Here is a 15,638-nt window from a genome sequence, read left to right on the forward strand (position 1 = left end):
GAGCCATGCTCGACTGCGGCCTTTGTAGAGTTGAGCCATGCTCGACTGTTTTTTCCGCGGTCGAGCACGGCTCGACGCTACAGAGACACGTGGTTACGCCGCCTGCTGCCCCACCAGTGTCATCGGCGAGCGACGTGCCTGGCGCAGTGCGATCCAGGCCAGCACCACCGCGATCGGGTGCAGCACCGCCATCAGCACGAACGCGCGGTCGAAGTTGCCACCGGCCACCAGATGCCCGACCACCTGCGCCGACACCATGCCGCCCAGCGCGCTGCCGCAGCCCACCAGCCCCGCCACCGAAGCGATGTAGCGCGACGGGAACAGGTCCACCGTCATCGTGGTCAGGTTGATCTGATAGGTGAGGTGGGCAAACGTGACCAGGCAGGCCAGCCCCAGCAGCACGGGAATTGGCGGATGCAGGGCCACGAAGATGCCGACCGGTGCCAGGCACGCCGCGCCGATCATCGTGCGCAGGCGGGCCTGCACCGGGTCCATGCCACGCTTCACCAGGCCACCGGAAATCAGGCCACCGCCGACGCTGCCGATGTCGGCGGCCACGTAGACGATCCAGGCCAGGGACGCGACCGCCATCAGGCTCATGCCGCGCGCATCGCCCAGGTATTTGGGGAACCAGAACAGGTAGAAGTACCAGACCGGGTCGGCCACGGCGCGCGAGGCGACCAACGCCCATACCGTGCGGTCGCGCGCCAACCGGCCCCAGACCCCTTTCATGCTCGGTGGCGTCGGTGCGGCCGCGGCCTCGTCGGCTGGAGACGCATCCGAAGCGCTGGCCGCCACTGCGGTCGACTGCTTTCCGGCGCCGCGCGGGTAGGCCCACCACCAGCCGATCATCCACACCAGCCCGGCCAGGCCGGTGATCCAGAATGCCGCGCGCCAGCCGTAGGCGATGGCGATGCCGCCGATCAGCGGCGGTGCCAGGGTGGCGCCGATCATCGCGCCGGCGGTGTACAGGCCCAGGGCAAGGCCGCGCTGCCGCGGCGGGAACTGTTCGGACACCACCTTGGTGCCGACCGTGTAATTGCCCGGCTCGCCCAGGCCCAGCGCGAACCGCGCCGCCCCCAGTTCCACCGCGCTGCGTACGAAGCCGGTAGCGATGTTGGCCAGCGACCACCAGCCCACGAACAGCAGCAGCGCCACCCGCGCGCCCAGCCAGTCGGTGATGCGTCCGGCCATGACGTAGGCGGCGGCATAGGCGAACAGAAACACCTGCACCACCCGCGCGTACTCGATGTCGGACATGTCCAGGTCGGCCTGGATGGTCGTGGCCAGGATCGACAGCGCCTGCCGGTCCAGGTAGTTGATGACGGTGGAAAAGAACAGCAGTCCCAGCAGGACCCACCTAGTCTTGCCCGACCCGCTCACGCGTTCCACCGCTTGGCCATCGACGACACCTCCCCATCGGAAGGCTGCAACGTATTGCTATTGTAGCAACAGGTCAAGTCGCACTGCGGCAGCCCTGTCCGCGGTGCCTCAGCCGATCTCCGCCGCCGCCGTGCGCAGGGCCGCCACCAGTTCCGCGGTGGCCGATTCGGGGATCCAGCCGGACATGGCGATGCCGGCGTGGACCGGGTCGCCCATGGCGATGGCGACGATGTGGTGGTCACGTTCGTCGGCGACGTGCACCCGGGCATGGCCCTGCGCACGGGTCACTGCCAGGGTCGCCAGCAGCTGCTCGATGCCCTCGGGGAACATCGGAATCGGCTTGTCCTGGTAGATCTCGCGCACTTCGTCATCGCTCAGCTGCGCCAGCAGCACGATGCCGATGCCGCTGGTGGTGGCCGGCAGCAGGCCGATGCGGCCCAGGCCCCGTGCCGCCTCGATGCCCGGCGGCGCATGGAACAGGTAGCTGACGCTGTCGTTCCACAGCACGCCCAGTGCCACGGTGTGACCGAAGCGACGCAGGCTTTCCAGCACCGGCAGCGCGCGACGGATCAGGCCGGAGGCGAACAGGCTCTGTGCGGCCAGCACGTGCATGCCCGGGCCGGCGGTGTACTTGCGGTCGGCGGTCTGCCGCGCGATGCCCAGATAGGCCAGGGTCTTGAGCAGGCGGTTGACCCGCGTCGGGTTGGCGTCGAGCTGGCGGGCCAGTTCACGGCAGCCCACCGGCTCGGGCGACGACGCCAGTGCCTGAAGGGTGGCGATGCCGTCGATCAGGCTCTGGTTGGGCTGGGCATTGGGCTTGGTTCGCATGCAGGAAGCGTACTGGCCGGACCCGTGCAATGCCACCAATAGCAACACGCGGGTGCATTCGCGCGGCCTTCTGCGACCTGCGACGATACTGGCGGCCCCACCCGCGAAGCCCCCGATGCGACTGCTGGCCCTGACCTATGGCACCGAAGGCGACACCCGGCCGCTGGTGATGCTGTGCCATGGCCTGCGCCAGGCCGGCCACGAGGTAATGCTGCTGGCCGAACAAGGCACGCTGGGCAGCGCGCGCGAGCTGGGCGTGCCGCACGCGGCGCTGGAAGGCGACATCCACGACGAAGTGGTGGCCCTGGTGGCACGCGGCAACAACCTGGCCGCCGCCTCGCGCGGCCTGGCGCGGATGGCCGGCCGCCACGTGCCCGCCTGGATGGCGCAGGCCGATGTGGCGGCCGCCGGCTGCGATGCCGTGCTGACCGGCGGTCTGGCCGCGGTGGTCGGCCTCAGCGTGGCCGAGCGCCGCGGCCTGCCGGCCATCGGTACCGGCATGATCCCGCTGACGCCGACGCGCGCCTTCGCGTCGCCCTTCCTGCCGCCGATGCCGCTGCCGGGCGTGCTGCGCCGGGCCAGTTACGGGCTGGTCAACCAGGCGGTGTGGCGCACCTTCCGCACGCCGATCAACGCTGCGCGGGCCGCACTGGGGCAACCGCCGCGCCGCACGTTGTGGACCGGCCTGCCGATGCTGTACGGCATTTCCCCGCAGCTGCTGCCGCCGCCTGCCGACTGGCCGGCCGACCATGTGGTGTGCGGGCAATGGCGGATGCCGGAACAACCGTGGTCGCCGCCTGCTGATCTACAGGCCTTCCTCGATGCAGGCCCGGCACCGGTCTATCTCGGCTTCGGCAGCATGACCGGTTTCGACCGCGAGCGCGTGCTGCCGGCCCTGCTGAAGGCGCTGGCGCCACGCCGCGTGCTGCTGTTCCCGGGCTGGGCCGGATTGCCTGCGGGTGCATTGCCAGCGAACGTGTTCGTGCTCGGCCCGACCCCGCATGAAGCACTGTTCCCACGCTGCGCGCTGGCCATCCACCATGGCGGCAGCGGCACCACGCATTCGGCCTGCCGCGCCGGCATTCCTTCGCTGGTGATGCCGTTCGCCGCCGATCAGTTCTTCTGGGCGCGGCGCCTGCAGACGCTGGGCGTTGCGCCTGCGCCGCTGTCACCGAAGCGGTTGGAAGCGGCCTCGCTTACGGCGGCGATTGCGTTCGCCGAGGACAGCGCGACGCGTGCGCGTGCTGCTGCACTAGGCGTAGCGATGGCCAGCGAGGATGGCGTGGCAACGGGTGTGGCGATGATCGAGCGCTGGCTGCAGCCGGTGTAACCCCGCGCGGCCATCAACGCAGGTGCGGAATCACCTGCGCCAGCAGATGCGCATCCTTCAACGCGCCGTGCAGGCCGCGATTGCCGGGAATGCGCAGGCGCTGCAGCACATCGTCCAGCTTGTTGCCCTGGCCCGGCCAACGCCCGCGCGCCAGCTTCAGGCTGCAGGTGATGCGGCAGTACTGCGCCAGGCTGCCAGGCATGCCGGCCAGGCGCAGCTCGTTATCGAGGAAGCCCACATCGAAGGTGGCGTTGTGCGCGACCATCTCGCTGCCACGCAGGAATTCCAGCAGCTCTGCGGCCTTGCTGGAAAACAGCGGCTTGCCGACCAGCATCGCATCGCTGATGCCGTGCACGCGCTGCGCGCCCCAGTCCACCGAGCGCTGCGGCTGCAGGTAGGTGTGGAACTGGCGGCCGGTGAGCTGGCCATCGATCAGTTCCACCGCACCGATTTCGATGACCCGATGGCCCATGCGATGGGAAATGCCGGTGGTTTCGGTATCCAGTGCGACGATGCGGCTCATGCGTGTGGCGGTTTCCTGGTGCGTGCAGTGATGATTTTCGCATGCGCGGCGCGTGTCACCCCAACACCTCCACCGCCCAGTCAATGAACACCCGCAGGCGCTGGCTCATGTGCCGGTTCGGCGGAAACATCACGTGCATCGGCATCGGCGGCAGCTGCCAGTCCTGCAGTACCGGCCGCAGTTCACCGCTGGCCACATGCGGATCCGCCATGTAGCTCGGCAGCGCGACCACGCCCAGGCCCGCCACGCCGGCAGCCAGATAGGCATTGCCATCATCGAAGCCCACTGCATGGCGACCCTGCACTTCAGTGCGCTCATCACCGCGCTGGGCGAGGAACACGCGTGCGCGACCGGTGCGCGGGCTGAGGAAGCCGACCATGTGATGGTCCGGCCCTTCCAGCGCGCGCGGGTGCGCGGGCATGCCGAAGTGCTGCAGGTACGCAGGGCTGGCGTGGAAGCCGATCGGCAAGCTGGCCAGTGGCCGCGCCACCAGCGCCGGATCGGCAGGCGCACCGCCACGGATCACGCAGTCCACGTTGTCGGCGATGACATCGACCTCGCGGTCGCTGACGCCGATGTCCAGCTGGATGTCCGGATAGCGCGCGTGGAAATCCGGCAGCGCCGGCACCAGCTGCAGCCGCGCGTATGGACCGGGCACGTCGATGCGCAGGCGCCCGCGCGGCTGGCTGGCGGCATCGCCGAGCCCGCCCTCCACTTCTTCCAGCTCAGCCAGCAGGCGCGCGATGCGCGGGTAGTAGGCCGCGCCATCGGCGGTGACGCTGACCCGCCGGGTGGTGCGGTTGAGCAGGCGCAGCCGCAGGTGCGCCTCCAGCTGCTGTACCAGCTGGGTGACCGTGGTGCGGCTGACCTGCAGGGTGTGCGCGGCACGGGTGAAGCTGCCGGTTTCCACCACGCGGGCGAAGGCGCGCATCGCCTCGAAACGGTCCATGGGCCGGGCCATGATTGTTTGGGATTGGCAATCAATCTAGGCCGATCATCGCTGTTTATCCAGACAGCGCCGGCGAGCAGCATGGAGGCCTTCCCTCTGGAGCCTCCCCAATGACCCCTCGCGACGTCGTTTTCCCCGCCGGCCGGCAGGCGCTGTACGAGCGCAACCGCTACTCGCCCGCCATCCGTTCCAATGGCTTCCTGTTCGTCTCCGGCCAGGTCGGCAGCCGCGAGGACGGCTCGCCCGAACCGGACTTCGAGACCCAGGTGCGCCGCGCCTTCGACAACCTCAACGCGGTGCTGGCCGCTGCCGGCTGCAGCTTTGATGACGTGATCGACGTGACCGTGTTCATGGTCGACCCGGAAACGAACTTCGAGAAGGCCTGGGCCATCGTGCCCGAGTACTGGGGCGAAGCCCCGCACCCGACCCTGACCGGCATCGGCGTGACCTGGCTGTATGGGTTCCAGTTCGAGATCAAGGTGATCGCGAAGCTGCCCTGACGGGTAGTGCCGGCCGCTGGCCGGCAATGGCAGGCGATTGCCTGCGCTCGTGAGGTTGCCGGCCAGCGGCCGGCACTACCCAGACGAAGGGCACTGCCCCCGCGCGGCCATCACTCCGCAGCAAACTCCAGCGTGCGACGCCAGCGCAGCGGCGTCTGCGCACGCGCCGGGTCAGGCCCAAACCGGGTCAGCCACCCGGCCGCCAGCGCGCGCTCACGCAGGCGCTCGCCGATGCCTTCGGCGGTCTCCACCTCGACATGGGTCACCTTGCCTGCGGCATCCACGTCCATCGCCCAGACCAGCTTGCCCACCCACTCGGCCGGCGGAATGGACGCGTCGTAGTTCGGCCGCCCCGCTACGTAGGGCTGGTCATGCCGCAGGTACAGGGGCGACGCCTCCAGCGTCGGATCCACCCGGATCTGCGCGCTGCCACGGCGTCCATCCCCCAGCACGGCGTCGACGGTCCACATCCCGGCCGCGCCGGTACTGCCGAGGTCAGCGGCATAGCACTTCTTGCGGCCCCGGTAATCCTCGTGGGCCGTGCGCGAGACCTGCACGCCCTTGGCATCACGGATGTCGATGTGCAGGCCCGCCACGTCGGTATCGACGAGATTGGCGGCCACGCAGATGCGGTGATCGTGGTGGCCGTCGGCAATGAACAGCTGGGTCTGCGAGCGCGCGAGGGCATCTGCCGGGGTCGGCGCCCACAGGAATTCCACGTAGACGTCCTCGGCGGCGACTGCGACGGGACTGGCCAGTATCAGCAGCAGGCCTGCTGCGGCAATGCGTGCGGTCATCGTTCCTTCCCTGGTGACGAATCCCGATCCTCGACGATGGTGCGTGGCGGAGCAACCAGGCCGGAGGGTCAGAGCCCTTTCCTGCGGAAAGGGATCCGCCCCCCCATTGATATTGTATCCACAGGAAACCGCTTGCTAGCCTGCCCTCCATGCGCTGGATTGCCCGCCACCTCCGTTCGACCCTGCTGATGCTGCTGATGGCGGCATTCGTGGTCGTGCCGGTGGCCGATGTGCTGGCCTGCGCGGTCGAGCCGCATGAGACGGTCGCGGCCCATGTTGAAGCCGCGCCTGACGATGCAGACGGCGACAGTGACGGCACGCATAACGGTGCCTGCAGCCATAACCACTGCCACCACTCCAACCTGAGCCTGCCGGCCGGCACCGTTGCTGCCTTCGGCACGCCGCTGCCGGCACGCTGGATGGCGGACGGTGACAGCGCGACCTATGCCGTCGCGCAGGATGAACTGAAGCGTCCTCCCCGGGCGTGAGTTGAGCGCGTCCCGCGATCGCGGGCTTCCGTTTCACTCACAACCGGACATCCTTCATGTCGAACTCGACACCTCGGTCGCTGCGTGCGGCCGGGCGGGTCATTGCCGTATTGCTGGGCCTTGCCCCGGCACTGCAGGCGATGGCGCAAGCCGCCCCTTCCTATGACACCCTGCTTGAACGCCTGGACCAGCTGCCCGGCGCCCGCGTTGGCGCGGCCCTGGCCGACGCTGCCGAGGCACGCGCCGAGCAGGCCCGCGCCCTGCCCAACCCATCGCTCTCCTACACCACCGAAAACGCCTGGGGTACCGGCAGCTACGGCGGCATGGGCCGCGCCGACAACGTGCTCACCCTGTCCCAGCCGCTGGAAATCTGGGGCCAGCGTGGTGCACGCGTACGTGCTGCCCGCGCCGAAGCACAGGCCGCAACACTGCGTGGGACGCAGAGCCGCAGTGATGTAGCCAGCCAGCTGGCGGCGTTCTACGCGCAGGCCGAGAGCGCGCTGCGTCGTTACGCCCTGGCCAAGGAAGCGCTGACCCTGACCCGCGACGATGCCGTGGCCGTCGACGCGCTGGTGGAGCAGGGCCGCGAACCGCAGCTGCGCGCGGTGCAAGCGCGCAGCGAAGTGGCCAATGCCACGGCAGCACTGGATGAAGCACAGGCCTTCCGCGATGCGGCTTTGGCGCGGCTGGCGAGTGCGGCCCTGCTGGATGCGCCGGTGCAGTCGATCGACAACAGCCTGCTGGATCGCACGCCGCCGCTGCCACGCGGCGCCGGTGATGCCGCGCTGGCGGTGCGTATCGCCGAAGCCGAGGCACAGGCCAGCACCCGTCTGGTCGACGTGGAGCGCAAGCGTGCCCTGCCCGATCTCAGCGTGACCGCCGCGCAGACCCGTTTCCGCGAGGACCGCGAACAGGCCTATTCGCTGGGCGTGAGCCTTTCGATCCCGTTGTTCGACCGCAACCGCGGCGGCATCCGCGCGGCCAGTGCCGAACAGCGTGCGGCCGAAGCGCGGCTGGACCAGCAGCGTCGCGACAGCGAAGCCGAGCGCCTCGCGGCGGTGGCCGGGCTGAAGGCTGCCGGCAGCCGCACACGCGCCGCCGATGACAGCGTGGTGGCTGCCGAAGAAGCCTACCGGCTGGCCCGCATTGGCTTCGACGCCGGACGCATCTCGCAGCTGGAACTGCGCAGCACGCGCAGTGCCCTCATCGCCGCCCGCAGCAGCGCCGTGGATGCGCGCCTGTCGCGCGTCGGCGCGGAAATCGATCTTGCCCGCCTGGAAGGGCGCGCCCCGTTTGTGGAGGTTCGCTGATGTTCTCCCGTACTTTTTCGTTGATGACCGCTGCACTATTGGGCGCACTGCTGGCCGGCTGCACTGGCACTGCACAGACCCCAACCGCCGCTGCCGACGATGGCCACGGCCATGCACCGGGCAGCGCTGAGAACACCAAAGGCAACGCGCCCGAAGCCGATGAAGGCGTGGTCGCGCTGACGCCGGAACAGATCAAGGCGTCGTCCATCGAAGTGGTCGCCGTCGGTCGAGGCGGTGGCGGCTCCACGCGCCTGTCTGGCCGTGTGGAACCCTCGATCGGCGCGCGCGCGTCGGTGGCGTCCAGCGTGACCGGCCGCGTTGAACGCGTGCTGGTGGCACCGGGCACGGCCGTGAAGCAGAACCAGACGCTGGCCATCGTGCTCAGCGGTGAGGCCGCGGTGCTGCGCGCCAATGCGCTGGCGGCTGCCGCCGAAGCCAAGGCTGCGCGCCTGGCCCACGGCCGTGACAGGGCGCTGGTGGAACAGGGCGTGGTCGCGCGCCAGGAGCTGGAAACCTCGCATGCACGTGCCATGGCTGCGCAGGCGCAGGCGGCGGCGGCACAGGCACAGGCCGCCGCCAATGGCGCACCCGATGCCAGCGGCCGCGTACGCATCACCAGCCCGGTGGCCGGCATCGTCGGCAACGTACAGGTCACGCCGGGCGGCGTGGTCGCTGCCGGCAGCGTGGTGGCCGAGGTCGCCGATCCGGCAATGAACGAGCTGGTGTTCACCGCGCCACCGGCTCTGGCCGCGCAGGTCACGCCGGGCATGACGCTGGAAGTGAGCGTGCCGGGCGGCAGCTTCACCGCCACCGTTACCGGTTCGGCCGCGGATGTGCGCCAGCAGGGCGGCGTGGCGGTGATCCGTGCCATGCCGGTGGACGCCGCGTTGCCGCCAGCCGGTTCGCCGGTCTCGGCCGTGGTGGTCACCGAGGCCCAGGGCGACGCGCTGAGCGTGCCGGCCGATGCGGTGCAGAACGTCGATGGCCGCAGCGCGGTGTTCGTCGCCGTCGACGGCGGCTTCAAGGCGCAGCCGGTGCTGGCCGGCCGCCGTGCCGGTGACCGCATCGAGATCCTCGGTGGCCTGACCGGCAGCGAACGCATCGTCGGCGCCAACGCCTTCCTGCTCAAGGCCGAACTGGCCAAGGGCGAAGCCGAGCACGGCCACTGAGGAGGCGACCATGTTCAAGCTGATCATTGAAACCGCGGTCCGCCACCGCTGGCTGGTGGTGTTCGCCGCCGCCCTGCTCGCGGCCGTCGGCCTGCTGCAGCTGGGCAAGCTGCCGATCGACGCGGTGCCGGACATCACCAACCGCCAGGTGCAGATCAACACCGTGGCCCCGGCGCTGACGCCGGAACAGATCGAACGGCAGGTGACCTACCCGCTGGAAACCGCGCTGGCCGGCATTCCCGGCCTGACCACCACCCGCTCGCTGTCACGCAACGGCTTCTCGCAGGTCACCGCCATCTTCACCGATGCGACCGACATCTACTTCGCCCGCCAGCAGGTGGCCGAGCGCATGCGCGAAGCCGCCGACGATCTGCCCGACGGTGCGTCACCGCTGCTGTCACCGGTCACCACCGGCCTGGGCGAGGTGCTGATGTGGACGGTGGATTTCACCGCGTTCGATCCGGCCCAGCTGGCCAAGCCCGGTGATGCCGGCTGGCAGGCTGGCGAGGTCTACCGCACGCCGGAAGGCACCCTGCTGCGCACGCCGGAAGAACGCGCCACCTACCTGCGCACCGTGCATGACTGGATCATTGCGCCGCAGATGCGCTCCAGCCCTGGGCTGGCCGGTGTCGATACGGTCGGCGGCTACGTCAAGGAATACGGCGTGCACCCGGACAGCGCGCGGCTGGCGGCGCATGGGCTGGGCCTGGCCGACCTGGTCACCGCCCTGCAGCGTTCCAACGTGCAGGCCGGCGCCGGCTTCGTGCAGCGCGCTGGCGAAGGCCTGGTGGTGCGTGCCGATGGCCTGGCGCTGACCACCGACGATCTGGCGCAGGCCCCGGTGGCCACGCGCAATGGCGTGGTGGTGCGCGTGGCGGACGTGGCCGAGGTGGCCTTGAGCCGCGCACCACGCCTGGGTGCGGCCAGCCGCAACGGCCACGAAGCCGTGCTCGGCACCGCGCTGATGATTGCCGGCGGCAACAGCCGCACCGTGGCCCAGGCCGCCGCGGAACGCCTGCAGCAGGTGAATGCCTCGCTGCCACCGTCCATCGTGGCAGTGTCGGTGCTGGACCGCAGCGAGCTGGTCAACGCCACCATCAGGACCGTGGCGAAGAACCTCAGCGAGGGTGCGCTGCTGGTGGTGGTGGTGCTGTTCCTGCTGCTGGGCAACCTGCGCGCAGCGGCGATCACCGCGCTGGTGATCCCGCTGTCGTTCCTGTTCGCCGTGATAGGCATGAACCGCTTCGGCATCAGCGGCAACCTGATGAGCCTGGGCGCGCTGGATTTCGGCATCCTGGTGGATGGCGCGGTGATCGTGATCGAATCCACGCTGCTGATGCTGGGCCAGCGCCGCGCCGAACTGGGCCGCGCGCTGACGGCGATGGAGCGCCTCCGCGTGGCTTCCGATTCGGCCATGAAGATGGCGCGGCCTGCGGCCTTCGGCCAGCTGATCATCCTGCTGGTGTTCGCGCCGATCCTCACCCTGGAAGGCGTGGAGGGCAAGACGTTCCACCCGATGGCGGCCACCTTCATGCTGGCCCTGATCGGCGCCTTCATCTTCTCCTTCACCTTCGTGCCGGCAATGGCCGCACTGCTGGTGCGCGAGCCCACGGTGAAGGACGGCGATGCACATGCTGGCGACGGCGAGCACGAGACGAAACTGATCCGCGTGCTGCGTGCGCGCATCGAGCCGGTGGTCCGTCGTGCAGTCGCGCACCCGCGCACGGTGCTGGCCGGTGCGGTGATGATGGTGGTGGTGGGCATCGGTTCGTTCTCGCTGCTGGGCCGCGAGTTCATGCCCACCCTGGACGAAGGCAACGTGGCGATGCAGGCCCTGCGCGTGCCGTCCACGTCGCTGGAGCAGTCGCTGGCGATGCAGCTGGCGCTGGAAAAAACGTTGGCCGAACAGCCGGAAGTGGAAACGGTGTTCTCGCGCACCGGCACCGCCGAAGCGGCCATCGACCCGATGCCGACCAACATCTCCGACAGCGTGATCGTGCTGAAGCCGCGCGCGCAGTGGCCCGATCCGTCGCTGGACAAGGTAGCGCTGGTGCAGCGCTTCGAGCAGCTGGCCGGGCAGCAGCTGGGCAACAGTTTCGAGTTCAGCCAACCGATCGAGTTGCGCTTCAACGAGCTGATTTCCGGCGTGCGCACGGACCTGGCGGTGATGGTGTACGGCGATGATTTCGCCGCCCTGCAGAAGGTGGCCGAGCAGGTGGCGTTGAAACTGCGCGCGGTGGACGGCGCCGCCGACGTGCGGGTGGAGCAGATTTCCGGCCTGCCCACGCTCAACGTCAGGATCGACCATGTCGCCGCCGCGCAGCATGGACTGACCGCGGCGGACGTGAGTGATGCGTTGTCCACCGGCATCGGTGGTACCGCGGCCGGGCGGATCTTCGAAGGCGACAGACGCTTCGATGTGGTCGTGCGCCTGGACGATGCCGCACGCAACGATCCGGACCAGCTGGCCTCGCTGCCGATCGCCACGCCGGCAGGCCAGGTCGTGCCGTTGTCCTCGCTGGCGCGTATCAGCGTCAGCGAAGGGCCGAACCAGATCAGCCGCAGCGACGGCAGCCGGCGGGTGGTGGTGCAGGCCAACGTGCGTGGGCGCGATCTCGGTGGCTTCGTCAGCGAGGCCCAGGCAGCAGTGGCCGACGTGGCGTTGCCCGCCGGTGCCTACCTGCGCTGGGGCGGCCAGTTCGAGAACCTGCAGCGCGCGGAGAAGCGGTTGGCCACGGTGGTGCCGGTGGTGTTCCTGCTGATCGGCGGCCTGCTGTTCATGGCCCTGCGCAGTGGCAGGGAAGCGCTGCTGGTGTTCAGCTGCGTGCCACTGGCGCTGGTCGGCGGCATCCTCGCCCTGCTGCTGCGTGGCATGCCGTTCTCGGTGTCTGCGGCGGTGGGCTTCATCGCCGTCTCCGGCGTGGCCACGTTGAACGGCCTGGTGCTGATGCAGGCGATCCGCGAGCGGCTGGAGGGTGGCGACCTGCCGATGCAGGCGGCCATCAATGGTGCCGCCAGCCGCATCCGCGCGGTGCTGACCACGGCCCTGGTGGCCATCGTCGGCTTCATACCGATGGCCATCGCCAGTGGTGCCGGCGCGGAGGTGCAGAAGCCGCTGGCGACGGTGGTGATCGGTGGGTTGATCACCGCCACGGTGCTGACCCTGCTGGTGCTGCCGACGTTTGCCGGGCGGCTGGTGAAGCGCTGAGGTGCGTTGGGGTCGGAGCCCTTTCCGATGGAAAGGGATCCGACCCCGGGCCCAGGGTCAGGCCTTCTTCCGCTCGGCGATGTACGCCTGGATCTGCTGTTCCAGCACCGGCAGCGGCACCGAACCCTGCTTCAGGATCACATCGTGGAAGCCCTTGATGTCGAACTTGTCGCCCAGTTCCTTCTCGGCCTGCGCGCGCAGGCGCACGATGGCGATCTCGCCCAGCTTGTAGCTCAGCGCCTGGCCCGGCCAGGAGATGTAGCGATCCACTTCGGTGGTCACTTCATGCTCGCTCAGCGCGGTGTGGTCGCGCAGGTAGGCCAGGGCCTGCTCGCGGGTCCAGCCCTTGCTGTGCACGCCGGTGTCGATGACCAGGCGCGCGGCACGCCACATTTCGTAGGTCAGGCGGCCGAAATCCTCGTACGGGGTTTCGTAGATGCCCATTTCCACGCCCAGCTTCTCGCAGTACAGCGCCCAGCCTTCGCCATAGGCGGAGATGTAGGCGTTGCGGCGGAATTCGGGCAGGTCCTTCTGCTCGGAGGCGATCGCGCCCTGCAGCGCATGGCCCGGGTCGGACTCATGCAGGGTCAGCGCCGGCAGGTTGTACAGCGGGCGCGACGGCAGGTCGTAGGTGTTGACCCAGTAGGTGCCCATGCCACCGCGACCGGCGGTCCAGAACGGGGCGATGTCCGGCGGCACCGGCACGATGGTGAAGCGCGCACGCGGCAGCGTCATGAACAGGCCGAGCTGGCCATCGGCGCGCTTGGAGATCCATGCAGCGCGCGACAACAGCTCTTCCGGCGTCTTGGCGTAGAACTGCGGATCGGTGCGCAGGAAGGTGAGGAATTCGGCGAAGCTGCCCTTGAACTGCACCTGCTGGATGATGTCGTTCATCTCCTTCTGGATGCGCGCCACCTCACCCAGGCCGATGCGGTGGATCTCATCCGGCGACAGGTCCAGCGTGGTGTATTCGTGGATCTGCTGCTTGTAGAAGGCCTTGCCGCCCGGCATGGCCTCGGCGGCCAGGGTGGTGCGCGCCTGCGGCACGTATTCGCTGACGAAGAAGGTGCGCAGCTGCTGGAAGGCCGGCACCACCTTGCCGCTGATGGCCGCCGCGGCCTGTTCGCGCAGGGCGGCCTGTTCGGCGGCCGGGATGCTGGCGGGCAGCTTCTTGAACGGCGCGTACAGCGGCGAGGTCGTCAGGTCCTTCAGCTCGGCGACGGTGGCGATGGAGACCTCGCGGCCGTCCAGCACCGCGCGCGGCACGCTGAAACCACGCTTGAGGCCGGCGCGCATGTTGTCGGTCTGCTGGCCGAAGTAGCGCGGCACGTCGTTCAGGCGGGCGATGTAGTTGCGGTAGTCCTGCGCGGTCTTCATCTCGCGCCGGGCCATGAAGGACAGGTTGGACCAGAACGAGGAATCCGAATTGAACGGCATCTCGTAGGTGCGCAGGCGCGTGGCTTCGGCCAGGTTGAAGACCTGGTCGCGGTAGATCGCGTAGTTGACCTGGTTGTCGGCCGACAGGGCGTTGACGTCGATCTTCTTCAGGTCGGCCAGGGTTTCGTCCCAGACCTTCAGGCGGGCCTGCTGCGCGGCCGGGCCGACATCAGGCATGCGGGTCGCGTTGGCCGGCGCATCCTCGTCCTCGCTGGCTTCGCCACCGCCATCCTGGCGCCACTTCCACTCCTTCTCGTACAGCGCACGGAAGGCGGCATCGGCGGCCGATTCGGCGGCCATGCTGGCCGGAGCGGCGGCCGGCGGCGCAGCCAGGGCGACCGCGGGGGCGGACAGGGCAATCAACAGAGCTACGGCGAGGCGGGTTTTCACGAGCACAGGTTCCCGGGAAGGCAGATCCCGATGATCGCACCGTGCAGGGCCCGAGGCATGGGACGAAGGTCCTGCCTGCTCCCGGCGCTACCAACGAACATACGGTAGATCCACGCCATGCGTGGATGCGCCGGGATCCGGCCGGGGTCAGAGCCCTTTCCTGCGGAAAGGGATCCGACCCCTGGCCTCAATGGCTCGCCTTGTCCCGCTTCCAGCCGCGGTGCTGGATGTCCAGGTGCAGGCTGTACAGGGCGGTGAACGCCGGGAACAGGTTCTGCAGCACGCCCACCGAGTCCTGCTTGGCCGAGAACAGGAAGTAGCTCAGGGTCATCAGGCTGCCGACCACGCTCATGTACCAGAACAGGCGCGGGATGACCGGCTTGCCGGCACGCTTGGACGCCACGAACTGCACCAGCCAGCGGCCGCCGAACATCAGTGCGCCGGTGTAGCCGATCAGCTTCCAGCCGGTGACGTGCAGGCCGGTCCAGTACAACCAGGTCAGTGGCTGGTCGAGCCAGTGCAGCTCCATCAACGCTCCTCCACCGCAGTGCGCTTGCTGCGGGTGATCAGCCACGCCACGCCGCGCAGGTCGCGGATGCCGACCAGGGCGCGGCCCAGGTTGTTGTACTTGGACACGCCGGCGGTACGGTGGCGGTGGTTGACCGGCACGCTGGTGGTCTTCCAGCCGGCGCGCTGCATCAGCGCCGGCAGGTAGCGGTGCATGTGGTCGAAGTACGGCAGGTCGAGGAAGGCCTCGCGCTCGAACAGCTTGATGCCGCAGCCGGTGTCGGGGGTATCGTCGCGCAGCATGCGCGCGCGGATCGCGTTGGCCCACTTGCTGGCCCAGCGCTTGCTGCCACTGTCCTGGCGGTTGACGCGCCAGCCGGCGAACAGCTTCACCTGCGCATCAGCGCTCTGCCGCGCAGCCAGTAGTTTCGGAATATCGGCTGGGTCGTTCTGGCCGTCGCCATCGAGGGTGGCGATCCACGGCGCGCGGGCATTTCGCACGCCGGTGCGGACGGCGGTGCTCTGCCCGCTCTGGCTGACATGGTGCAGCACGCGCAGTTCCGGGGTGCTGGCCTTCAGGCCCTGCAGCACGGCCAGGCTGTCATCGCGCGAGTTGTCGTCCACGTAGACGATCTCGAACGGCAGATGGCCGCGCAGCGCGGCGACGATCTCACCGACCAGGGGCGCGACATTGTCGCGCTCGTTGAACACCGGGACGACAACGGAAAGCTCGGGGTGGCTCATGGGTCACTCGGCCAGCAGGGATACAAAGACCGCGCATTCTCCGAAGCCGAGGTTATCCGAAGATGAATCCGGCTG

General features: G+C 68.9%; 14 protein-coding genes. 6 read left to right on the forward strand and 8 right to left on the reverse strand.

What is annotated here, in order from left to right; all coding sequences use genetic code 11:
- Positions 1–93: 93 nt before the first annotated feature.
- Together C1925_RS20360 and C1925_RS20365 are read right to left on the reverse strand one after the other, a co-directional pair.
- Entirely contained in the window at positions 94–1,383 is a 1,290-nt protein-coding gene (locus C1925_RS20360) for an MFS transporter (protein ID WP_108770781.1), read from the reverse strand.
- Between the two features lie 108 nt (positions 1,384–1,491).
- Positions 1,492–2,211: a helix-turn-helix domain-containing protein gene (locus C1925_RS20365; protein ID WP_079224290.1), complete on the reverse strand. Its 720-nt coding sequence runs from the start codon at positions 2,209–2,211 to the stop codon at positions 1,492–1,494.
- Positions 2,212–2,326: 115 nt separating this feature from the next.
- Between C1925_RS20365 and C1925_RS20370 the strand changes: the two genes are divergently transcribed.
- Positions 2,327–3,541, forward strand: a complete 1,215-nt coding sequence (locus tag C1925_RS20370) for a glycosyltransferase (RefSeq protein ID WP_108770482.1) — start codon at positions 2,327–2,329, stop codon at positions 3,539–3,541.
- 13 nt (positions 3,542–3,554) lie between these two features.
- Here C1925_RS20370 and dnaQ read toward each other — a convergent pair whose 3' ends face one another.
- Both dnaQ and C1925_RS20380 read right to left on the reverse strand, forming a co-directional pair.
- Positions 3,555–4,064 (reverse strand): DNA polymerase III subunit epsilon, encoded by a 510-nt coding sequence (dnaQ, locus tag C1925_RS20375; protein ID WP_079224295.1) that lies wholly within the window; start codon positions 4,062–4,064, stop codon positions 3,555–3,557.
- 55 nt (positions 4,065–4,119) lie between these two features.
- Positions 4,120–5,013, reverse strand: coding sequence for a LysR family transcriptional regulator (locus C1925_RS20380; protein WP_108770483.1), 894 nt, complete (start codon positions 5,011–5,013; stop codon positions 4,120–4,122).
- Between the two features lie 110 nt (positions 5,014–5,123).
- Between C1925_RS20380 and C1925_RS20385 the strand changes: the two genes are divergently transcribed.
- Positions 5,124–5,513 carry a RidA family protein gene (locus C1925_RS20385; RefSeq protein WP_108770484.1) on the forward strand — a complete coding sequence of 130 codons (390 nt, stop codon included), beginning with the start codon at positions 5,124–5,126 and terminating at the stop codon, positions 5,511–5,513.
- Positions 5,514–5,623: 110 nt separating this feature from the next.
- Here the strand turns inward: C1925_RS20385 and C1925_RS21435 are convergent, their stop codons facing one another.
- Positions 5,624–6,310 (reverse strand): hypothetical protein, encoded by a 687-nt coding sequence (locus C1925_RS21435; RefSeq protein ID WP_254051356.1) that lies wholly within the window; start codon positions 6,308–6,310, stop codon positions 5,624–5,626.
- Positions 6,311–6,459: 149 nt separating this feature from the next.
- Here C1925_RS21435 and C1925_RS20395 point away from each other — a divergent pair, with 149 nt between their 5' ends.
- Genes C1925_RS20395 through C1925_RS20410 form a run of 4 tightly spaced genes read left to right on the forward strand, consistent with a single transcriptional unit; the run spans position 6,460 to position 12,485 of the window.
- Positions 6,460–6,798 carry a hypothetical protein gene (locus tag C1925_RS20395; RefSeq protein WP_108770485.1) on the forward strand — a complete coding sequence of 113 codons (339 nt, stop codon included), beginning with the start codon at positions 6,460–6,462 and terminating at the stop codon, positions 6,796–6,798.
- 56 nt (positions 6,799–6,854) lie between these two features.
- Positions 6,855–8,108 carry a TolC family protein gene (locus tag C1925_RS20400; RefSeq protein ID WP_108770486.1) on the forward strand — a complete coding sequence of 418 codons (1,254 nt, stop codon included), beginning with the start codon at positions 6,855–6,857 and terminating at the stop codon, positions 8,106–8,108.
- Positions 8,105–9,277 carry an efflux RND transporter periplasmic adaptor subunit gene (locus C1925_RS20405; RefSeq protein ID WP_108770487.1) on the forward strand — a complete coding sequence of 391 codons (1,173 nt, stop codon included), beginning with the start codon at positions 8,105–8,107 and terminating at the stop codon, positions 9,275–9,277. Before C1925_RS20400 ends, C1925_RS20405 begins: the two co-directional genes overlap by 4 nt.
- A gap of 10 nt (positions 9,278–9,287) precedes the next feature.
- Positions 9,288–12,485, forward strand: a complete 3,198-nt coding sequence (locus tag C1925_RS20410; RefSeq protein WP_108770488.1) for a CusA/CzcA family heavy metal efflux RND transporter — start codon at positions 9,288–9,290, stop codon at positions 12,483–12,485.
- A 57-nt stretch (positions 12,486–12,542) separates the two neighbouring features.
- On the opposite strand, the gene C1925_RS20415 is transcribed toward C1925_RS20410, so the two are convergent.
- From C1925_RS20415 to C1925_RS20425, 3 genes are all read right to left on the reverse strand, one after another.
- The gene (locus C1925_RS20415) at positions 12,543–14,312 is read right to left on the reverse strand and encodes a DUF885 family protein (protein WP_108770489.1); all 1,770 of its coding nucleotides are present in this window, start codon (positions 14,310–14,312) and stop codon (positions 12,543–12,545) included.
- A gap of 187 nt (positions 14,313–14,499) precedes the next feature.
- The gene (locus tag C1925_RS20420; RefSeq protein ID WP_108760679.1) at positions 14,500–14,841 is read right to left on the reverse strand and encodes a lipid-A-disaccharide synthase N-terminal domain-containing protein; all 342 of its coding nucleotides are present in this window, start codon (positions 14,839–14,841) and stop codon (positions 14,500–14,502) included.
- The gene (locus tag C1925_RS20425; protein ID WP_108770490.1) at positions 14,841–15,563 is read right to left on the reverse strand and encodes a glycosyltransferase family 2 protein; all 723 of its coding nucleotides are present in this window, start codon (positions 15,561–15,563) and stop codon (positions 14,841–14,843) included. Before C1925_RS20425 ends, C1925_RS20420 begins: the two co-directional genes overlap by 1 nt.
- Positions 15,564–15,638 lie beyond the last annotated feature (75 nt).

This window comes from Stenotrophomonas sp. SAU14A_NAIMI4_5 (assembly GCF_003086795.1).
In the GTDB taxonomy this organism is placed as follows: domain Bacteria; phylum Pseudomonadota; class Gammaproteobacteria; order Xanthomonadales; family Xanthomonadaceae; genus Stenotrophomonas.